The organism is Magnetococcus marinus MC-1, assembly GCF_000014865.1.
In the GTDB taxonomy this organism is placed as follows: Bacteria; Pseudomonadota; Magnetococcia; order Magnetococcales; family Magnetococcaceae; genus Magnetococcus; species Magnetococcus marinus.
The window spans coordinates 3,477,477-3,492,916 of record NC_008576.1 but is presented as its reverse complement, the minus strand read 5'-3'; the positions used below and the strand labels follow the sequence as shown (position 1 = coordinate 3,492,916).

20 protein-coding genes are annotated in these 15,440 nt (G+C 54.1%); 15 read left to right on the top strand and 5 right to left on the bottom strand.

The window, feature by feature from the left end:
* Positions 1–108 precede the first annotated feature (108 nt).
* The 4 genes from MMC1_RS14215 to MMC1_RS20365 form a co-directional block, all read right to left on the bottom strand.
* A complete protein-coding gene (locus MMC1_RS14215) occupies positions 109–528 on the bottom strand; it encodes a hypothetical protein (protein ID WP_011714354.1) in 420 nt (139 codons plus the stop codon).
* Positions 528–1,853, bottom strand: a complete 1,326-nt coding sequence (locus MMC1_RS14210; RefSeq protein ID WP_011714353.1) for a recombinase family protein — start codon at positions 1,851–1,853, stop codon at positions 528–530. Before MMC1_RS14210 ends, MMC1_RS14215 begins: the two co-directional genes overlap by 1 nt.
* Positions 1,854–1,855: 2 nt before the next feature.
* On the bottom strand, positions 1,856–2,281 hold the full coding sequence (locus MMC1_RS14205; RefSeq protein ID WP_011714352.1) for a DUF2924 domain-containing protein: 426 nt from the start codon (positions 2,279–2,281) through the stop codon (positions 1,856–1,858).
* A gap of 329 nt (positions 2,282–2,610) precedes the next feature.
* A complete protein-coding gene (locus MMC1_RS20365) occupies positions 2,611–3,318 on the bottom strand; it encodes an XRE family transcriptional regulator (RefSeq protein ID WP_049757694.1) in 708 nt (235 codons plus the stop codon).
* A gap of 136 nt (positions 3,319–3,454) precedes the next feature.
* On the opposite strand from MMC1_RS20365, the gene MMC1_RS14190 reads away from it, so the two are divergent.
* From MMC1_RS14190 to MMC1_RS14125, 15 genes are all read left to right on the top strand, one after another.
* Positions 3,455–4,174 carry a hypothetical protein gene (locus MMC1_RS14190; protein WP_011714350.1) on the top strand — a complete coding sequence of 240 codons (720 nt, stop codon included), beginning with the start codon at positions 3,455–3,457 and terminating at the stop codon, positions 4,172–4,174.
* Positions 4,175–4,604: 430 nt separating this feature from the next.
* Entirely contained in the window at positions 4,605–4,844 is a 240-nt protein-coding gene (locus MMC1_RS20360; protein ID WP_049757693.1) for a helix-turn-helix domain-containing protein, read from the top strand.
* Positions 4,845–5,188: 344 nt separating this feature from the next.
* On the top strand, positions 5,189–5,683 hold the full coding sequence (locus MMC1_RS22225; RefSeq protein ID WP_041642810.1) for a hypothetical protein: 495 nt from the start codon (positions 5,189–5,191) through the stop codon (positions 5,681–5,683).
* Positions 5,680–6,582 carry an ATP-binding protein gene (locus MMC1_RS14175; protein ID WP_011714348.1) on the top strand — a complete coding sequence of 301 codons (903 nt, stop codon included), beginning with the start codon at positions 5,680–5,682 and terminating at the stop codon, positions 6,580–6,582. Before MMC1_RS22225 ends, MMC1_RS14175 begins: the two co-directional genes overlap by 4 nt.
* Positions 6,583–6,587: 5 nt before the next feature.
* Entirely contained in the window at positions 6,588–7,229 is a 642-nt protein-coding gene (locus tag MMC1_RS14170) for a hypothetical protein (protein ID WP_011714347.1), read from the top strand.
* A gap of 11 nt (positions 7,230–7,240) precedes the next feature.
* On the top strand, positions 7,241–8,923 hold the full coding sequence (locus tag MMC1_RS14165) for a DEAD/DEAH box helicase (RefSeq protein WP_011714346.1): 1,683 nt from the start codon (positions 7,241–7,243) through the stop codon (positions 8,921–8,923).
* Positions 8,923–9,348 carry a DUF6511 domain-containing protein gene (locus MMC1_RS14160; RefSeq protein ID WP_011714345.1) on the top strand — a complete coding sequence of 142 codons (426 nt, stop codon included), beginning with the start codon at positions 8,923–8,925 and terminating at the stop codon, positions 9,346–9,348. Before MMC1_RS14165 ends, MMC1_RS14160 begins: the two co-directional genes overlap by 1 nt.
* 10 nt (positions 9,349–9,358) lie before the next feature.
* Positions 9,359–10,072 carry an ORF6N domain-containing protein gene (locus tag MMC1_RS14155; RefSeq protein WP_011714344.1) on the top strand — a complete coding sequence of 238 codons (714 nt, stop codon included), beginning with the start codon at positions 9,359–9,361 and terminating at the stop codon, positions 10,070–10,072.
* Positions 10,069–10,845 (top strand): PD-(D/E)XK nuclease family protein, encoded by a 777-nt coding sequence (locus MMC1_RS14150; protein WP_011714343.1) that lies wholly within the window; start codon positions 10,069–10,071, stop codon positions 10,843–10,845. Before MMC1_RS14155 ends, MMC1_RS14150 begins: the two co-directional genes overlap by 4 nt.
* On the top strand, positions 10,842–13,004 hold the full coding sequence (locus tag MMC1_RS14145) for an AAA family ATPase (RefSeq protein ID WP_011714342.1): 2,163 nt from the start codon (positions 10,842–10,844) through the stop codon (positions 13,002–13,004). The genes MMC1_RS14150 and MMC1_RS14145 overlap by 4 nt, the downstream gene beginning before the upstream one ends.
* 361 nt (positions 13,005–13,365) lie before the next feature.
* Complete coding sequence (locus tag MMC1_RS14140; protein ID WP_011714341.1) at positions 13,366–13,866, top strand: crossover junction endodeoxyribonuclease RuvC; 501 nt, start codon at positions 13,366–13,368, stop codon at positions 13,864–13,866.
* The gene (locus tag MMC1_RS14135) at positions 13,863–14,081 is read left to right on the top strand and encodes a hypothetical protein (RefSeq protein WP_011714340.1); all 219 of its coding nucleotides are present in this window, start codon (positions 13,863–13,865) and stop codon (positions 14,079–14,081) included. Before MMC1_RS14140 ends, MMC1_RS14135 begins: the two co-directional genes overlap by 4 nt.
* Positions 14,074–14,481, top strand: a complete 408-nt coding sequence (locus MMC1_RS14130; RefSeq protein WP_011714339.1) for a DUF6362 family protein — start codon at positions 14,074–14,076, stop codon at positions 14,479–14,481. The genes MMC1_RS14135 and MMC1_RS14130 overlap by 8 nt, the downstream gene beginning before the upstream one ends.
* Positions 14,482–14,611: 130 nt before the next feature.
* Positions 14,612–14,734: a hypothetical protein gene (locus MMC1_RS22395; protein ID WP_265101276.1), complete on the top strand. Its 123-nt coding sequence runs from the start codon at positions 14,612–14,614 to the stop codon at positions 14,732–14,734.
* Positions 14,727–15,119, top strand: a complete 393-nt coding sequence (locus tag MMC1_RS14125) for a D-Ala-D-Ala carboxypeptidase family metallohydrolase (RefSeq protein ID WP_011714338.1) — start codon at positions 14,727–14,729, stop codon at positions 15,117–15,119. The genes MMC1_RS22395 and MMC1_RS14125 overlap by 8 nt, the downstream gene beginning before the upstream one ends.
* 2 nt (positions 15,120–15,121) lie before the next feature.
* Here the strand turns inward: MMC1_RS14125 and MMC1_RS14120 are convergent, their stop codons facing one another.
* Complete coding sequence (locus MMC1_RS14120) at positions 15,122–15,397, bottom strand: HU family DNA-binding protein (protein WP_011714337.1); 276 nt, start codon at positions 15,395–15,397, stop codon at positions 15,122–15,124.
* Positions 15,398–15,440 lie beyond the last annotated feature (43 nt).

Sequence of the window (15,440 nt, the reverse complement as noted above, 5' to 3'; positions counted from 1 at the left end):
CCGATTCTTTATGATCGTTATGAGGGAACTATGTTGAAACAATCGAGGAAGAGGGTCAACAGTAGGCAACAGAGCGTGCGGTAAAGTTTTTTCGTAAAAGGGATATTTTTACGTATGCATACCGAACAGAATCCTCTGCTCCTCCCAAGCGTGGGGTATGGTCTGACGCAGGGATTCAAGACTGACCTGATTCGGTGCTGTTCCTGTCATTATGGCATTCACGATATCCGGAGCCAGAGCGTTGAGTCGAAGGGTCCGAGAGAGCAAGGAGCTGTCGACCCCTTCCTTTTCGGCCAACTCTTTGATGGTCCCAATCTCGCCCTCTTCCAACTGTTTCTGCCAGCGCCGCGCTTTGATCAGTGCCCTCACCAACGGGTCATCCAGCTGTGCACTAGGCAGCGGGGCAGGGGAAGGCGCGATATGCTCTCCGTCGGAGGTGACGATCATTTTTCTTCCGCCGTGGCGGCGCAACCGCATGGGGATATGAATGTGCAGGGTGGTTCCATCCTGTGATAAAGTCATATCCATTATGCGGCCTCCAATTCATGAACGAGAGTGTGAATGCCCTCGACGTTAAGAAACAGATCGGCCCCCTGTTCTGAGAGGTCGATGGACTTGACCAAGAGCTTAAGCAATCGGTTCTGTTCCAGGGGAAAGAGCTCATCCCACACAGGAGAGAGGGAGGCCAGAAGTCCGATGATCTCATGCTCTGGAATGGCAGGCTCCTGGGCTTTGACCATGGAGATGGTCTTGGCCAGTACCTCCGGGCTGTTGACCAAGTTTTGAACCTGTGCAAGCACCAAGCGCTCGATATCGCCAGCGGGTACGTTGGGCAATGGGCAGTTTTCAGTGACCCCTTTTCGAGCACCGCTGCAACTGTAGTAGCGATATTGAACCTGGCCGTTTTTCTTGGTCTGGGTTGGCGTCATGGCCATGCCGCAGTGTTTGCAGTGTACCAGACCCCGGAGTGGGAAAGGTGTTTGCCCTTTTGGGATAATGCTGTTGGGCCGGTTGTTCAACTTGATGGTCTGCTGGACCTTGTTCCAGAGCTCCTGACTAATGATGGCCTCATGCTGCCCCGGATAAATGTTGCCTTTGTGAACGACTTCACCGATGTAAACCCGGTTTTTCAGGAGTCGGTTGAGGGTGCTCTTGTTAAAGGGAGTCCCAATCCGAAGCTTGCCAGACCCGTTGGTCCAGGTCTTGTTGGTGATGCCCTTATCCGCCATACCCTTGAGAGTAATGGTAGGGGAGCCGCATTCACTGTAGCGTTGGAAGATGAAGCGGACCTGGTCGGCCTCCTGTTGGTTGATCACCAGAGCGCGGTTTTGGATATCATATCCGAGAATAGGGTGTCCCCCCATCCACATGCCCTTGCGCCTTGAGGCTGCAAACTTATCCTGGATGCGCTCTGCCGCGATCTCACGCTCAAACTGCGCAAAGCTCAAGAGGATATTTAGGGTCAGTCTACCCATAGAGGTGGTGGTATTGAAGGACTGGGTGATGCTGATGAAGGTGACCCCGTGTTTGTCGAATAGGTCGATCATCTTGGTGAAGTCGACCAGGGAGCGGGAAAGCCTATCAATTTTGTACACGCAAATACAGTCCACTTTGCCGTTTTCAATGTCTTGTAGCAGGCGAGTCAGGGCAGGGCGCTTCATCGTTCCGCCGCTGAAACCAGGGTCGTCATAGGCATCCGCAAGCTCAATCCAGCCCTCAGCTTTCTGGCTGGTTATATAGGAGGAACAGGATTCACGCTGGTTCTCCATCGTATTAAAATCCTTATCTAGCCCCTCTTCCGTAGATTTGCGAGTATAGATGGCGCAGCGTATTTTTTGATGTTTTGCCGTCATTGTTATTTACCTCCATTGATCCCGAAAAAGGCAGGTCCACTCCAGTGTGTGCCGGTAATGGCCTTGGCTACGGCTGAAAGGCTGCGGTATTTGCGCCCCTGATACTCAAACCCCCTGTCTAGAACCGTGACGAAATGTTCCATGCCCTTCCACTCCCGTATAAGGCGCGTGCCTGGAGTGAGCGAAGTGGTGTCAGACCTGTTTTTTGTGGCTTGTTCTGCCGTCGCAGATGCCAGGGTATCAAGCAATTGGTTGGTCGCTTCTGGAATGCTTCCATACGCAAGCTCCTGGATCCGATAGGCCAACCGGCGAACCAGGTAGGATTTGCCAGCCTGGGGAGGATCCGTATTAAAGTAGCTCCGCCACATGGCATTGAGCTCTTTGGTGGGCTTTTTGGGCAAGGCTACGATTTCAGCCAATACATTCATGAACAGCCTCCTGCTTTCCCAGAGTTTTTGTTCTCTTCATGAACGCTCTGTTGGCCCTGCTTATCCAGTCTAAAACGCTCTCTGTTTCTGATGTCTGCTCGGGTTGCTTGATAGTGTCGGATGATGCCAGCAGCCAGCAGCTCCGCAACATATAGAAGCGAATTATCAGGGTGAGATGTGTGGCAATCTGTACGCATATATGAATACCCCAGTATTGAGTTCGTAAGCTGAGGCTATCACGGGAATAAAACGGAAAACAAACACCTGCGAGAGGTGAATGAGAAGGGATGTTGTGGAGGTGAAACAAAGTGGAATGAGGTTTCTTAAAATCAGATTTCCCGCCCGACCCAAACGACTCTGCCGACAATCTTCCAAAGTTCCCGCTCTTCACGGGTAACCTGGACGGATTGGTATTTGGGGTTGTCACTAACGATCAGAATGCGTCCTGGTAGGATTTGAAGGCGTTTGACGTACAGATACTCTTCAGAGCGTAGGACGAATACCTTGCCATCTACCACCTCACGCTGTCCCATATCCAGTAGAAGCACATCCCCATCATCAAAGGTGGGGTACATGCTATCTCCTTGGGTTTGGATAACACCCAGCTTACAGGGATCAAGCCCCTTCTGGCTTAACCAGGAGGTTTGGAACGCCAGGTGGTCCAGTACATCTTCCTGAATCACCTCTTCGCCCAGTCCTGCACTGGCATGCACGGAGTAGATCGGGATGAGGGCATACCCCTCGGATGTGGTGTGTCCTGAGGGCGCGCTGCCATCTGCGCTTGAGTGGCTACTGTTTTCCCTGAGATCTTTATATTGGGGGTTGCCCCAACGACGGGGTTGCTCGCCGCTGTGAAGCCACTCAGGGCGCACATCAAGAGCCCCGGCAATAGGCACAATCTGGCCGGTGCCTTCATAGAAGCCGGTCTCAAGTTTATGAATGAGGCCCTGGCTCACGCCTGCCTTATCCGCCAGTTTTTTCTGGGACAGGCCTAACGCGAGCCGAGCATCTTTCAGTCTGTGTCCTAAGGTATCCATGAGCAGCAGTGTGCCAGAGTTTTGAGGATGAGTCAAAGTGAAACGTATTTGACAACTATTTATCGATGGTGATAGCTTGAAGGCCATCTGCTGTACGATTGGAAAATAAACAAATTAGAAAGGACGGGTGGTCTGGATGGCTCTGCCTCCCAAACAGTATTATACCATCAAGGAAGTGGTAGAAAGATGGGACTGTTCGGAAAACGATCTGCTTTCTTATGGTATGGAAGGGATCCTTGAACTGTCATTTTGGGTGCCCTATTGCCATGTGGACATCATGGATTCGGAAGAGGGTGCCAATGGTGAACGATTTTCATATCCCATAGAAACACGCTTTGTATCTGGCTTGCTGCCTCTATTGCCCAGAGATATTGGTATCATTTGGTCCTATGGAGAGGCTGGAGTGACCTATCTGCCAGATACAGATGATGGTTATTCACGCAGGATTAAGCACTTCTCTGTGCCAGGGATGGAGTGTGAGGTAGACACCCCTTTTCCTGTTAACAGAGATGATATAAAGCTTTCTGGTGTTGCAGTGCATCGTTTTGAGGCGGTTTACATGCAGGAACAGGTATCAGAAGGCATTCCCCAGGAAGTGAATGATGAGCCCTCTTTACCAAGCCATCCTCAGGAGGCAAAGGATCCGTTTTCTGGGCGGCATGGGCAATCAACGCGTCATAGAGAACGCATCCGTGCCTTGGCGGCCTACATTTGGCGTGAAAACCCGCAGAAACCTTCCCATGAGATCTACCGAAATGATGGTGTGAAGGCCGTGGCGTGTGAGGGGGTCGGTTACTCGGATCGAACACTGAGGCGCTGGCTAAGCGATGTTGCCCCTGAGGGGGTTGCTATCTGAAGCGCGTATAGAGGATCTAAGATGCTGTATTGAAAGCTCCTGGTAGACTGCCAGGAGCTTTTTTGCGTCTTGTGCCTGTCGCGGTCTCTCAGATTTTTGGGGTGTGTCCGCGAAAATCAGCCGAGTTGAGATAGTCCAAATTTGTAAATACTAGAAAATATAAAGAAGTGGTTTTTTGTCCGCGGTCTCTCACCCTCTCTGCGGTCTCTCAGAAGGCGTTTGAGAGACCGCGAACTGTAACTTTTTCGTGAAGTTGTGAAAGCGCGTATTAAAAAATATGCATAAAAACAATATGAAGAGGTATGTGTATTTCGCGGTCTCTCACTAAAAAAGTGAGAGACCGGACTCTCGCGAGTGTCCGTTATCTTTTCACGAAAAGGTGGTGTAAGGTTCTCTCCAACAGCAATGAACAAGCACTGGAGGAATACAAATGTACATACCCTGTAACCAAAACCAGCCCATTCAATTGATCTCACCCAAACAGGCTGCCTCGATGCTGGGTATTGAGGTGACCACACTTTCCAACTGGCGCGTCTCCAAACGCTACCCTCTCTCATATGTTCGTATCGGTCGCAAGATTATGTACCGCCTGCAGGACGTTGAGCAGTTCATACAGTCCCGTGCGGTCAATGTTCAAGGCCACAGCTCGGCGTTTGGCGCAAGTGCATGATGACCATTGTCGCGATCACCCATCAGCAAACCATCCCGTCAGGTGAAACTGACCTCTGGCGTGCCGTACTAGCCATGGCCCTTAGAGACGCAAAGAGGCTTCTGAAGAAGGTTGAGCACAACCCCAAGCACTGGAATGAGCAGCTGTTTCGACAGGATGTCATCCATCTGTGCAGGTGGTTTAGAAGTCGATCGAGGCATCCTGGCAGTTTCAGGTTCATCTGCGAGGTGGTGGAGCTCGATCCAGAACAGGCGCTGAACAGAGTTGAAGTTCACTTTTTACAGCACATGGTGCTTCCACGGTGGAAGCCCGAACCCAAAGAAGAAAAGAAGGAGAAAACAGTCATGAAAACAGAGATGAATCCCACTTTGAGTGAGTTACGCAGCATGCCCATAGGCGAACTGGCAGAACTCTCTCCTGAACAGTTGGCCAATCTGCAACAACAGGCGGCAAAAGCTGTGGAGTCGGCCAAGTTGACCAAGGAGTTTCTAGAAGGCGTCATCTCACGTCGTTACGCAGATAAAGCTGATCTTCTGCGCAAAGAGGCTGGTAAGGACTTTGGCACGGTGCGCTTTATCGACGGCGATGTGCAGGTAACGGCAGAGCTTCCAAAGCGCCCGCATTGGGATCAAAAGCGACTCTCGGATCTGTTCGACCGGATCCGCAAAGCCGGTGAAGACCCCAACGAGTATATGGATGTTGACTACAAAGTGCCGGAATCCAAGTTCAAGGCTTGGCCCTCCCAGATCCGGAGTGCTTTTGAAGGGGCACGCACCGTCAAGGCTGGCAAGCCCACCTTCAAACTGTCGGTGAAGGATGAGCAGGAGATCGCGGCATGAGCGGCCTCCCCATCATTAGCGCCGACCAGCGCATGGCGGAGCAACGGGGCATCAAGGGGGTAATTCTGGGCCCCAGCGGCATCGGCAAGACATCGCTGCTGTGGTCCGTCGACCCTAATTCCACCCTGTTCTTCGACCTGGAGGCCGGAGACCTGGCCGTGGAGGGGTGGCCCGGGGATACCATCCGCCCACGCACCTGGGACGAGTGCCGCAACTTTGCAGTGTTCATTGGCGGCCCCAACCCTGCGCTGAGGGATGATCAGCACTACAGTCAGGCGCACTACAACGCTGTTTTACAGAAGTATGGCGACCCCGGGGTCATGGCCAAGTACCAGAGCATTTTCGTGGACAGCATCACCGTGGCTGGGCGGCTCTGCTTCCAATGGTGCAAGGGACAGCCCCAGGCGTTCTCGGAGAAAACCGGAAAACCAGATTTGCGGGGCGCTTACGGGCTGCACGGCCAGGAGATGATCGCCTGGATCACCCACCTCCAGCATACCCGGGGCAAGAACGTCTGGTTCGTCGGCATCCTTGATGAGAAGACCGACGACTTCAATCGGCGTTACTACACCCCGCAGATTGAAGGATCAAAAACCGGTCTGGAACTGCCCGGTATTGTAGATCAGGTGATCAGCATGGTGGAGGTCAAACCCGAGGAGGGTCCGTCTTATCGAGCCTTCATCTGCCAGACACTCAATCCATGGGGATACCCGGCTAAAGACAGAAGTGGTCGCCTCACCATGGTGGAGGAGCCCCATCTGGGTCGCCTCATGGAGAAAATACATCAACCCGGCAAACCGGCAGCGGAAAGGCTTAGCTTCGAACGCCCTGAGAAAGTGACCGAAGCCGCCCCCGCCACCGGCGCCCCCGTCGACATGGCAATGAACACAGGAGCATGACCATCATGGATAACAACTGGAACGATTTCAACAACGCTGAGAGTCAGCAAAGTTTTGACCTGATTCCCAAAGGGACCATTGCGCCGGTGCGCATGACCATCAAGCCAGGCGGTTATGATGACCCCAACCGGGGTTGGACAGGTGGGTATGCTACGCGTAATGCCGACACTGGGGCTGTTTTCCTCAAGGTAGAATATGTCATCACTGAGGGCAAATACGCCAAACGGAAGGTGTGGAGTAACATCGGCTTATTCAGTCAGAAGGGCCCGGAATGGGGCAATATGGGGCGCTCTTTTATTCGCGCGATCCTCAACTCTTCCCGTGGCCTCAAGGATAAGGACAACACCCCTCAAGCCCAACAGGCCCGGCGCATTAATGGACTGGCTGACCTGGATGGGCTTGAGTTCTTGGCCAAAATCGATGTGGAAAAGGATCAGAGGGACGATTCGGATAAGAACACCATCAAGTTCGCCATCACCCCGGACCAAAAGGAGTATCAGGGCTACAGTGGTGGTGGTACTCCAGCACCAGCAGCACCCCCAGCTAACCAGGGGTGGCAACAACCTGCTCAACAACAAGCACCTCAACAGCCACAGCAGCAGGCTACTTCCACACCCCCTACCCAAACGCCCAGTTGGGCGCAGTAAGGGGGTAAACCATGCGTTTACGACCAAGGCAGAAACAGTTCGTGGAGCGGTCAGTGGCCGCTCTCCACGAACATGGGAACACTCTGGGGGTTGCTCCTACCGGCGCAGGCAAGACGGTAATGCTCTCCGCTGTAGTGGGCAACATGATATCCGACTCTGGGGAGAAGGCATGTGTTCTTGCGCATCGGGATGAGCTAACCCGACAGAATGTGATGAAGTTCACCAAGGTTAATCCTGGGCTCTCTACCTCTGTGGTAGATGCCCGTGGCAAATCGTGGCGCGGTCGCGCCACCTTTGCCATGGTGCCCACTCTTGCGCGGCAGAAGAATCTGGATGCCATGCCTGAGCTTGGCTTGTTGGTCATTGACGAGGCGCACCACGCCGCCGCCAACAGCTACCGGCGCATCATTGATACCGCTCTGGATCGTAATCCGGATTGCTGCATTTACGGTCTAACTGCCACCCCCAATCGTGGTGATAAAAAGGCGCTACGCCCCATCTTCAGCAATGTCGCGGACCAAGTGCGGCTTGGCGAATTGATCCAGTCTGGCCATCTGGTTAAACCCCGTACATTCGTTGTTGATGTAGGCACTCAGGATGCGTTGAAAAGCGTACGGAAGACAGCAGACGACTTTGATATGGCCGAGGTGTCCCAGATCATGAACAAAGCCCCGGTCACCGAGGCTGTCATCAAACATTGGAAAGAGAAAGCGGGCACCAGAAAGACCATCGTCTTCTGCTCCACCGTGGATCATGCCCAGAACGTTACAGATGCTTTCAACAATGCGGATGTGGAAGCGGTGATGGTCCATGGAGAACTCTCCACAGGAGAGCGCAAAGCTGCCTTGGCTCGGTTTGAAAAGGGCTCAGCCATGGTAGTGGTCAACGTGGCTGTGTTGACTGAGGGCTACGATCATCCACCTACATCCTGTGTAGTTCTACTTCGGCCAAGTTCGTACAAATCCACCATGATCCAGATGGTGGGACGCGGGCTGCGCACCGTAGATCCTGCCCTGTTTCCTGGGCTGGTTAAGACCGACTGTATTGTTCTGGATTTCGGCACTTCATCCATCCTCCACGGCTCCTTGGAGCAGGACGTTAACCTGGATGGAAAGGAGATCCTGGGAGCGGCTCCCACCAAGGAGTGCCCCGAGTGCCAGGCCATCGTGCCTTTGGCAGTCAGGGAGTGCTCTCTTTGTGGGTATGTGTGGGAATCGGAAGTTACTGGAGAAGGGCCGGAATCCATCACCGACTTCATCATGTCCGAGGTGGACCTGCTCAAACGCTCCAGTTTCCGCTGGGTTGACCTGTTCGGAGATGACGCCGCCATGGTGGCCAACGGCTTCCACGCCTGGGGTGGGATCTTCTTCCTCAATGGCAACTGGCACGCTGTGGGTGGAGCCAAGGGCCAGCCGACTAAGCTGCTCTCCATAGGTGAACGTACCATCTGTCTTGCTGCAGCCGATGACTGGCTCAATGAGAGCGAAACCGATGAGTCGGCACATAAAACCAAATCCTGGCTCAACCAACCCCCAACGGATAAGCAGCTTCAATATCTGCCGCAGGCAATGCGTATGGATATGGGGCTGACCCGTTACCACGCATCAGCGCTGCTGACCTTCCGCTTCAATAAAGCTGCTATTCGCAGTTTGATCTTTGAAGCTGACCGGCAGGCGCTGGCGGAGGTGGCGTGATGGCCACAGCATGGACACGCCGGAAGAGCACTTGGCACGACCCGGATTGGGGATGGATCAAGTTGCCGCCTGGGTTGCGCACCCGCCGGGTTGGGCTGGCAGCCTTGAACCGTAAGGAGCGGTCACTCTTTCAGCGTCATTTAAAACGTCACTCCTCACACGTTCTGATCTGGCTGTTACGCAAAGTCAGGGCCGTGCCAGAGGATCTGATTTTGGAGGTTCACAACATGGTGGATGCCACTGAGCTGGAAAAAGCTGCCATGGCCGCCGCACTCCCCTCTCTTGGGGAGTATGTGGCCAGCATTGGTATGCAACGCCCTTTGGCGGAGTACAGCAAAGAGGAAGTGCTCACGATGGTGGAGGTGATTATCACTGCCTATCAGGAGTACATGGCCAGCGCCAAGCCGGATGAGATTCCGTTTTAGGAGAGCCCTAATGAACACGCATAACCACAACGCGATGATCAGCATCGGAAATAGTGAGTTTCCCATCGTTGAGTATCAAGGAAGGCGGGTCATCACCCTAGCTATGGTAGATCAGATTCACCAGCGCCCAGTGGGGACCGCGTCCAGAAACTTCGGCGCAAATCGAGAACGCTTCCTAGACAGAGAAGACTTCTACCTTGTTGATTTCTCTAAAAAAGACGAATTTCGTTCCTTTGATATTGAGATCCCCACACGGGGGCTGACCCTCTTGACCGAGTCTGGCTATCTCATGTTGGTGAAATCCTTCACCGACGATCTGGCCTGGAAGGTTCAGAGAGAGCTGGTCAATCGCTACTTCCGAACTGCACCCACCTCCACGGCCCATCAGCTTTATCTGATGGCCAAGGCCAACTGGGAACAGGAACAGAGGGTAAACCAACTAGCCCAGTTTCAGCACAACCAACAACAGCAGTTGGATGCCATTGCCCAACGCCAATCAGACATGGACGGCGATACCGGGTATATGACCGCATTGGCCTATTGCCGCAAAGAGAGTATCCCTGCACCTCTCGCTTATGCCAAGCAACTGGGCATAAAGGCATCTGAGATGTGTCGAAACCTCGCCATTCGTATGGGACAGGTCCCCGATGAGCGCTGGGGGTCGGTCAATAGTTATCCCATAGAGATCCTCCGTGAATGCCACCAGGGTATGAAAGGGGCATGACCATGTTGGATTATAACCACAATGGAGGAGAGTTCGCCTCTTCCATCAATCACCTGATCGATGTCGCTCTGGAAGAGGAAAACCGCCAACAGACGCCTCGCACCTACCTGGGCGCATCCCGTTTAGGAGTGGCTTGTGAACGGGCGCTGCAGTTTGAGTACGCCCATGCTCCCAAGGATACGGGGAAGGATTTTGATGGGCAGCTCCTGCGCATTTTCGCCGCTGGACACCTGTTTGAGGATATGGCGATTCGCTGGCTGCGCATGGCTGGATTCGAGCTCTTCACCACCAAGGGTAATCGCCCTAATGGCGAGCAGTTCGGCTTCGAAGCTGCTGGCGGTCGGATTCAGGGCCATGTAGATGGGATCATCGTATCTGGCCCAAACAGCATCAGCATGGGTTACCCCTGTCTATGGGAGTGCAAGTCCCTCAACAATAAATCCTGGAATGACACCGTAAAGCGCGGGGTGGCCCTCTCCAAGCCGGTATACGCAGCCCAGGTCGCCATCTATCAGGCATATATGGAGCCCCAGGTAGGGGGCATCTCGGCCAACCCGGCGCTGTTCACCGCCATCAACAAGGATACGTCCGAAATCCATCACGAACTGGTCCCATTTGACGCTTCCCTGGCCCAAAGGATGTCCGACCGGGCGGTGCGGATCATCAAAGCTACAGAGGCCCATGAGCTACTACCCCGGATTAGCCGGGAGTCGACACATTTCCAGTGCCGTATGTGTAGCTGGGCAGATCGCTGCTGGAGTCTATCAGCATGAATAATTGGACTCCATATCTCGATTTCAATGATGCGGGTGGACAGCAGGAGTTTTCCTCTGTTGCAGAACAGCATCATGAAAAGGAGGAGATAAAAGCACGTTTGCAGAGCCAGATTGAGTCGGTGCTGTATCACCTTTTGCCTGCCGGGAAGGTTCGTCATGGGCAGTTCTTCATCGGAGATGTGGAGGGCAACCCCGGTGAGAGCATGAAGGTTGAGCTGACGGGAGAAAAGGCCGGGGTCTGGTATGACCATGCTGCGGGTTCGGGTGGCGACATCCTGGACCTGTGGGCCCGGTCACGAGGCATGGACACCCGCACCCAGTTCCGTGACGTCATGGATGATGTGCGCGGCTGGCTGGGAGAGTCCGTGAGATTACCACCTGTATCGATGCAACCCACTCAACGGCGTGAACCCCCCATGGATGAGTTGGGGCCCCATACCGGTAAGTGGGACTATTTCGATACCAATGGCCAACTACTGGTCTGTGTCTACCGTTACGATCCTCCGGGCCGCCGAAAGGAGTTTCGGCCCCTGGATGTGCGCACCGGCAAGTGGCAGTCGCCAGCGGTGACGCCCCTCTACAACCTACCTGGAATCATGCAAGCCGCTGAGGTGGTGCTGGTCGAAGGGGAAAAGAGCGCCCAGGCGCTCATCGATGCGGGAATCCCGGCGACCACATCTCTAGGCTCCAAAGGGCAGATCAACCGCGCTGATTGGAGCATTCTCCAGGGTAAACGGGTAATCATCTGGCCCGACCGAGACAAGGCAGGATGGGAGTACGCCCAATTGGCATCACAGGCAGCCAGAAACGCGGGCGTTCGGGAAGTGTCCATTCTCACACCGCCAGAGGGAAAATCTGAAAAATGGGATGCTGCTGATGCCGTGGCTGAGGGGATGGATGTGCGTGCGTTTATACACCACGCACTTCGACAGGAGCCAAAAGGTAGAAAACGTCGCATCCGATTGATGGATTGGACGCTGGATCGCTATGAGGGGCCACCCCCTCATCGTGAATGGCTGATAGAAGGCGTTCTGCCACTGGGGGTGCCCGGTATGTTTGCAGCCATTGGTGGCGCAGGGAAAAGCATGCTGTTAATGGATCTGGCTGCCAAAGTGGCGCTTTCCGAAAGTGGAAACCCCATCCCGCTGGAAGCGCTTGGTGGTCCGATAGTGCCTGCAACCGGCACCGCTGTCATGCTAACCGCAGAGGATGATCACGCAGAGGTGCATAGACGTCTCTTTGAGGTGTTACCAGGACGGCCCAATCCCAAACGGCTGATTATTGTGCCCATGCCCAATGCGGGCGGTACGTTGCCGCTGATAAGCATGAGTCGTGAGGGACCAATCCTGTCGGAAGAGTTTCATGACATTAGGGAGGAGCTTTTGGAGATCCCCAACCTCCGGCTGGTGGTCATTGATCCGCTGCAGAACTTTGCAGGGGGTGATGTTAACAGTGACCCCGCCGCTGGGGCGCTCTTCTTTTCTGGTTTGGGACGTATCGCTGCCGAGACCGGTGCTACCGTACTGGCAACACACCATTTCAAGAAAAACAGTGGTAAGACCATCGGAACTGCTGCAGAGGCGCGAGAGGCCATTCGTGGCACCACGGCGCTTGTCGATAGCGGTCGGTGGTCCTATGCCCTCTGGGAGGTTGAGGATTCTGAAGCCAAAAAGGTTTGTAAACTGATTGGCCAGCGCTTTCAGAGAGAGAGTGTCTACCGAGGCGCTGTTGTAAAGAGCAACTGGCCTACAGACAAGACGGTACGGATCTATGCCCGTAATCCCAACAGTGGGCTCTTGTCTGACCGGACGATGGATCTTGAGCGACTGGGATCAAAGCAGCCTGAGCTGATGGATCTATTGGTTACAGCCGTGGGAAACGCTGCATCTGGTGGGCAGCCATATACCAAAACAGGGGGCAACGGGCTCTACGAACGGCGCTCAGAGTTGCCAGATGATCTGCGCAGCGTCGGAAGAGACAGGTTGGTGCATATGACTGACCTGCTACTACAGCTGGGGAAAATTGTTCTCTGCGTTGCTGGGGACAGCAAATTGAAAAAATACCTGGATGTTCCCGATGGTGAATTTGCTGTTGGCGTCGGCCAATTTCAGGTCGGTGCGGGCTCCCAGAGTCACAGCATACAGGGGGGTGAATAGTGGATTTTGCAGTGCATAAAAACGTTCCGGGAAAACATCCGGAACGGCCAGGAACGAATCGTTCCGGATGTCCATCCGGAACATTTATGTATATGAATTATTTAAATAAAAAACGTTCCGGGAAAAGTCGTTCCGGAAACGTTCCTAGGAACATTTATCGTGTTGATTTTAATAAAGAAAAACGTTCCTAGGAATTCCTATGTATATACATACATGGGGTGGTCCCCAAGACCCACCCCCATGATGAACAGATATGTACAACCCGGTACCCGAAAAAAAGGGGTCTGTTTCAGACGGACGGTGGTGAGCTCCGCCAAGACCTGCACCACCGTCCTGACCACATCAGCCAACGGAGGAAGATATGGCTACTCAGAGTTTGCCCCATCGGGGCGCAGATGAAAACAGGGCAGTGTTGGCCCTGGATCTTGGTACCCAGATGGGATGGGCACTGCGCCACCCAGATGGGACCATCACCAGCGGCACGGTGTCGTTCAAGCTGGGCCGGTTTGAAGGGGGTGGTATGCAGTGGGTCAGGTTCAAAGCCTGGCTGGATGAGATGCACTTCACCAGCGATGTAGGACAGATCCTGTTTGAGGAAGTACGCAGGCATATCGGAACGACAGCAGCCCATGTGTATGGCGGGTTCCTGGCCCACCTCACCGCCTGGGCAGAGCACCACGAGGTGCCCTACATGGGGGTGCCCGTGGGCAGCATCAAAAAATCAGCTGCCGGTAAAGGCAACGCCAGCAAGGAGCAGGTGATTCACGCCATGAAGCGTCTGGGGCACAATCCAGCCGATGACAACGAGAGTGACGCACTTGCCCTGCTGCACTGCGTGCTAGGGCAGGGAGGCGCGCGATGAACGGCGGACCCAACCAACCCCGCAGCCCCTTGGCCCGGTTTCAGGGCAGCCAAGTTGATGTGGATGAGCAGAAGCGAAATGGTTGGAATCGCCACGGCATCCTGGTGGTGTCGCACGATGACAATCGCCTCAGCTGGCCAGAGCGGGAGTTGGTCAAGCAACTGGGGGATCGGCTTTATGGCCAAAATCGTCGCAAGGGGATGTGTCATGCGTGAGCAGAAATGGGATGCTCCAGCTGTAGCAAAACGGTTAGAAGAGGCAGCGTTCACGATGAAGCGGTTGCCTGTGAAGGGACTCAAGCCTGAGGAGGTTCGTTCTGCTTGGCCGGAGGTGATCCATGAATTTTACGATGCCTACGGCTGGGGTACGGCAGAGGCTAGGCTGGGACCACCTTCCCCATCTGCCATCGACCGCCTTGATGAGGTGATGGGGTGGTTGGAATGGCTTGAGCCGGATCATCGGCGCTTGGTTTGGTACCGTGCCGAAAGGGTGCCTTGGAAATTGCTCATGCGGCGATTTGGTCGCGCCAGATCAACGCTTGCAGCACATTGGAAGTCAGCCATTTTCCAAGTCGTGGCTGTGCTTAACCAAGGAAAACGTGTCCGGACGTTTTAGTTCCAGACACGATCGGCAGATTTTGGTAGTATTAGCGCTATAGTCGGGCAGAAGACCCGCATCGCACGAAACACGAGAAACCCACCCCGGGGCAACCTGGCGGTGGGTTTAGCCGTTTATGGGGGTAGAGATGGGAACTTCACTGCTGATGGTGGCTACGGTGGCTGGGTCGCTGATCATCGGGCTTTTTGCCGTGGCCATGACGGGCGTGCTGTTACGCATCCTGCTCGGAGGGGGTGAAGAGCATGTCTGAACAGCATTGGCCACATTTCTCCCATGCTGAACTGCAATGCCATTGTGGCTGTGGCCGGTCGGTGATGGACGAGCGTTTCATGGCTCGGCTTGAAGAACTCCGCATGGCCTATGGCAAACCCATTATCGTCAACAGCGCATACCGCTGCCCCAACCACAACGCATCTGTATCCACAACCGGATCCAATGGACCTCACACCACCGGCAGGGCTGTAGACGTACAGGTCTCCGGTGAAGATGCCCATACCCTGATGGCGTTGGCCATGCACCATGGGTTTACCGGCATCGGGGTTAGCCAGAGAGGCCAGCACAAGTCCCGTTTCATCCACCTGGACACCCTGGATGCAGCACCTGGTCAGCCTCGGCCAACAATTTGGTCGTACTGACCTCAGTAGTCAACGCGCTTGCGCATATCCAGCCCAGGCTTGAAGTGCACGGCTGTTTTGGGCTCTACATTCACTTTTTCACCTGTCTTTGGGTTTTTAGCAGTGCGGGGCTTTCTGGCTCTTGGCTCAAATACGCCAAAGCCTCGAAGCTCAACTCTTTCCCCTTTGGCTAATGCCTTACCAAGTTCATTGAAAACCATGTCGACGACCATAACTGCGGATTGCTTGTGCAAAGTGTTTTGCTCAGCTACTGCCAAAATGAGTTCAGATTTAGTCATGATTGATCCAGTTTGTTGGATTGATTAACGAATACAGTGCCTT

Bases quoted from the DNA above. Each gene is read 5' to 3' on its own strand.
- MMC1_RS14215 (WP_011714354.1), bottom strand. From the start codon at position 528: ATGGATATGACTTTATCACAGGATGGAACCACCCTGCACATTCATATC.
- MMC1_RS14210 (WP_011714353.1), bottom strand. From the start codon at position 1,853: ATGACGGCAAAACATCAAAAAATACGCTGCGCCATCTATACTCGCAAA.
- MMC1_RS14205 (WP_011714352.1), bottom strand. From the start codon at position 2,281: ATGAATGTATTGGCTGAAATCGTAGCCTTGCCCAAAAAGCCCACCAAA.
- MMC1_RS20365 (WP_049757694.1), bottom strand. From the start codon at position 3,318: ATGGATACCTTAGGACACAGACTGAAAGATGCTCGGCTCGCGTTAGGC.
- MMC1_RS14190 (WP_011714350.1), top strand. From the start codon at position 3,455: ATGGCTCTGCCTCCCAAACAGTATTATACCATCAAGGAAGTGGTAGAA.
- MMC1_RS20360 (WP_049757693.1), top strand. From the start codon at position 4,605: ATGTACATACCCTGTAACCAAAACCAGCCCATTCAATTGATCTCACCC.
- MMC1_RS22225 (WP_041642810.1), top strand. From the start codon at position 5,189: ATGAAAACAGAGATGAATCCCACTTTGAGTGAGTTACGCAGCATGCCC.
- MMC1_RS14175 (WP_011714348.1), top strand. From the start codon at position 5,680: ATGAGCGGCCTCCCCATCATTAGCGCCGACCAGCGCATGGCGGAGCAA.
- MMC1_RS14170 (WP_011714347.1), top strand. From the start codon at position 6,588: ATGGATAACAACTGGAACGATTTCAACAACGCTGAGAGTCAGCAAAGT.
- MMC1_RS14165 (WP_011714346.1), top strand. From the start codon at position 7,241: ATGCGTTTACGACCAAGGCAGAAACAGTTCGTGGAGCGGTCAGTGGCC.
- MMC1_RS14160 (WP_011714345.1), top strand. From the start codon at position 8,923: ATGGCCACAGCATGGACACGCCGGAAGAGCACTTGGCACGACCCGGAT.
- MMC1_RS14155 (WP_011714344.1), top strand. From the start codon at position 9,359: ATGAACACGCATAACCACAACGCGATGATCAGCATCGGAAATAGTGAG.
- MMC1_RS14150 (WP_011714343.1), top strand. From the start codon at position 10,069: ATGACCATGTTGGATTATAACCACAATGGAGGAGAGTTCGCCTCTTCC.
- MMC1_RS14145 (WP_011714342.1), top strand. From the start codon at position 10,842: ATGAATAATTGGACTCCATATCTCGATTTCAATGATGCGGGTGGACAG.
- MMC1_RS14140 (WP_011714341.1), top strand. From the start codon at position 13,366: ATGGCTACTCAGAGTTTGCCCCATCGGGGCGCAGATGAAAACAGGGCA.
- MMC1_RS14135 (WP_011714340.1), top strand. From the start codon at position 13,863: ATGAACGGCGGACCCAACCAACCCCGCAGCCCCTTGGCCCGGTTTCAG.
- MMC1_RS14130 (WP_011714339.1), top strand. From the start codon at position 14,074: ATGCGTGAGCAGAAATGGGATGCTCCAGCTGTAGCAAAACGGTTAGAA.
- MMC1_RS22395 (WP_265101276.1), top strand. From the start codon at position 14,612: ATGGGAACTTCACTGCTGATGGTGGCTACGGTGGCTGGGTCGCTGATC.
- MMC1_RS14125 (WP_011714338.1), top strand. From the start codon at position 14,727: ATGTCTGAACAGCATTGGCCACATTTCTCCCATGCTGAACTGCAATGC.
- MMC1_RS14120 (WP_011714337.1), bottom strand. From the start codon at position 15,397: ATGACTAAATCTGAACTCATTTTGGCAGTAGCTGAGCAAAACACTTTG.